Consider the following 2,838-nt stretch of genomic DNA (forward strand, 5'->3'; position numbering starts at 1 on the left):
GCCAGGAACGACCTTGCCGGCTGCTCGGTGTGGCGACGCCTCGCCGGCGGCGAAGGCCGTCGGGGGTTGCGGCGGTCCACCGAGCACACCGCGCCCCACGCCCACGCCGCCGAGAACTGCGGCCCCGAGCGCCGCGAGAAAACGGCGCCGATTCAGCTCGGACACAACGCGGCGCGGTGTCGGGGGCCGGTGGTGGTTGGCGCTACACGCGGCACAAGGCCAGCCTCACTACGGTGTCGCCGTGTTCGCCAACCCGTCAGAAGGGTGGGCGCTACTTCACTAGGTCGCCGACCGTTCTGACACATAGTCGTAGATCATGCCATCAGACAGCCACGCAACACTAAACAAGGCGGCGCGCCGTTCCATCATGTAATCGAATTCTTCGGATCCGACGAAAGGCGGTAGTTAAACCCTGACCGCCGCCGGCCCACGACCCAACTCAATCGCATCTCCTGGCGGGTCAGATCGACGGCGACGGTCGCTCACTGTCCCGGTAGGTCACCCGATGCGGCGAGGGCCAGCAGTTCGCCTCGGCCGATCTGAGTGACCAGGCTGGCGCTGTCAAAGTAGATGCGTTCGTTGGTGATTCGATCGCCGTCGAAGAAGAACACCGCGATGATCGGCACCCGGAACGCCTTGCCGGTGGGCGGCATGCCGTAGAACTCACCGAGATTGGTTCCCAGCAGGTCGAATTCGGTGATCACAGCGTCGTCGGTGACGTGGCAGCGCACATTGTCGTGGCGCTGGTCGGGGAACGCGGTCCGGGTCGTGCGGTAGTAGCCCATCACCTCGTCGTCGCCGTCGAACACCTGGCCGGTGGCCATGATCTCGTAGTGCGGGTGTCCGTTGAAGGTGGCCAGTGTGCGATCGAACTCCTTGGTCACCTCGGTGTTCATGTGCTCTTCGATGAGCGCAAGGCGCCGTTGGCGGAGTTCGTCGCTGAGCATGCCTACTCCTCGGTGACTTTGGCCATCGCCAGCACGTCGAGGCGACGGTCGAGTTCTTCTTCGGACAGCTTGTCGCCGATCAACCCGCGGTCGATCACCGTCTGCCGAATTGTCTTGCGCTCCTTGAGTGCTTGCTTGGCCACTGCGGCCGCCGCGTCGTAGCCGATCACCGAGTTCAGCGGCGTCACGATCGACGGGGACGACTCGGCCAGCTCCCGCAGGTGCTCGACGTTGGCGTCCAGTCCGACGATGCACCGCTCGGCGAACAGTGTTGACACGTTGGTGAGCAACTTGAACGACTCGAGGACGTTGCGGGCCATCATCGGGATGTAGACATTGAGTTCGAACGCGCCCGACAGGCCGCCGACGGCGACCGCGGCGTCGTTGCCGATGACCTGAGCGGCGACCTGGGTAACCGCCTCGCACAGAACGGGATTGACCTTGCCCGGCATAATCGAGCTACCCGGCTGCAGATCCGGCAGGTGGATCTCACCCAGACCAGTCAGCGGACCCGATCCCATCCAGCGGATATCGTTGGCGATCTTGGTCAACGACACCGCGATGGTGCGCAGCGCGCCGGACGCCTCGACCAGCCCGTCGCGGGCCGCCTGAGCTTCGAAAGAGTTGACCGCCGTGCGTAATTCGGTCAACCCGGTGTCTTCCACCAGCACCTGGACCACCTTGGCGCCGAAGCCGTCGGGAGCGTTGAGGCCGGTGCCCACCGCGGTGCCACCGATCGCGAGCTCGCCCAGCCGGGGCAGCGTCGCGCGGACCCGCTCGATGCCGGCCTCGATCTGGCGGGCGTAGCCGGAGAATTCCTGACCGAGGGTGACCGGGACGGCGTCCATCAGATGTGTGCGGCCCGACTTCACCACCGAGTGCCACTCACCGGCCTTTGCGGCCAGCGCGTCGTGCAGCACCTGCAGCGCCGGGATCAGATGGCGCACAGCGGCTTCGGTGGCCGCAATGTGGGTGGCGGTCGGAAAGGTGTCGTTGGACGACTGTGACCTGTTGACGTCGTCGTTGGGATGCACGGTCACACCGTGGGCGCCGGCGATGCTCGAGATCACCTCGTTGGCGTTCATGTTCGAGCTGGTGCCCGATCCGGTTTGGAAGACGTCGATGGGGAACTGCTCGTCGTGCTGACCGTCGGCGATTTCGGCGGCGGCGGCGATGATCGCGTCGGCCTTGTCCGCGGCCAGCAGTCCGAGGTCCTTGTTGACCTGCGCACAGGCGCCTTTCAGCAGACCCAACGCGCGGATTTGGGTGGGCTCGAGTCCTCGTCCGGATATCGGAAAGTTCTCCACCGCGCGCTGAGTCTGGGCGCGCCACAACGCTTTCGCGGGTACCTTGACCTCGCCCATGGTGTCGTGCTCGATGCGGTATTCGGTGTCTGCCATTGGCGGAGTTCCTCGCTAAGTAGTGGTTACGGCAGTGGGTATGCGGCGCTGCTGTCGCCGGTGAAGTCGATCGCAGAGTATTCGTTGAGCTTGGTCAGCCGGTGAAAGCCTTCGACCATCCGCAGCGTTCCGGACTTCGAGCGCATCACGATCGACTGGGTGGTGCAGCCGCCGGGCTCGTAGCGCACGCCCTTGAGCAGGTCGCCGTCGGTGACGCCGGTCGCGCAGAAGAAGACGTTCTCCCCAGACACCAGGTCGCCGGTGGTCAGCACCTGATCGAGGTCGTAGCCGGCGTCGAGCGCCTTCTGCCGCTCGGCGTCGTCGGTGGGCGCCAGCTGCGCCTGAATCTCGCCGCCCATGCAGCGGATCGCCGCGGCGGTGATGATGCCCTCCGGGGTGCCGCCGATGCCGGCCAGCATGTCGGTGCCGGAGCCCGGTCGGCACGCGGAGATCGCGCCCGCCACGTCCCCGTCGGTGATCAGCCGGATCCG

3 protein-coding genes are annotated in these 2,838 nt (G+C 65.8%); all 3 read right to left on the bottom strand.

Features of this window, described 5'->3' with window-relative positions; genetic code table 11:
* Window positions 1-482 precede the first annotated feature (482 nt).
* On the bottom strand, window positions 483-947 hold the full coding sequence (locus VGH54_RS16535) for an ester cyclase (protein WP_331513152.1): 465 nt from the start codon (window positions 945-947) through the stop codon (window positions 483-485).
* Window positions 948-949: 2 nt separating this feature from the next.
* Window positions 950-2,347 carry a class II fumarate hydratase gene (locus VGH54_RS16540; protein WP_331513153.1) on the bottom strand — a complete coding sequence of 466 codons (1,398 nt, stop codon included), beginning with the start codon at window positions 2,345-2,347 and terminating at the stop codon, window positions 950-952.
* A gap of 26 nt (window positions 2,348-2,373) precedes the next feature.
* Window positions 2,374-2,838 (bottom strand): fructose-bisphosphatase class II (locus VGH54_RS16545; RefSeq protein ID WP_331513154.1); only part of this gene is annotated, 465 nt, incomplete at its 5' end.

Origin of the sequence: Mycobacterium sp. (genome assembly GCF_036488105.1) — a bacterium.
In the GTDB taxonomy this organism is placed as follows: domain Bacteria; phylum Actinomycetota; class Actinomycetes; order Mycobacteriales; family Mycobacteriaceae; genus Mycobacterium.

Excerpts from the sequence above, each read along its gene's own strand:
- VGH54_RS16535 (WP_331513152.1), bottom strand. The coding sequence starts at position 947 with ATGCTCAGCGACGAACTCCGCCAACGGCGCCTTGCGCTCATCGAAGAG.
- VGH54_RS16540 (WP_331513153.1), bottom strand. The coding sequence starts at position 2,347 with ATGGCAGACACCGAATACCGCATCGAGCACGACACCATGGGCGAGGTC.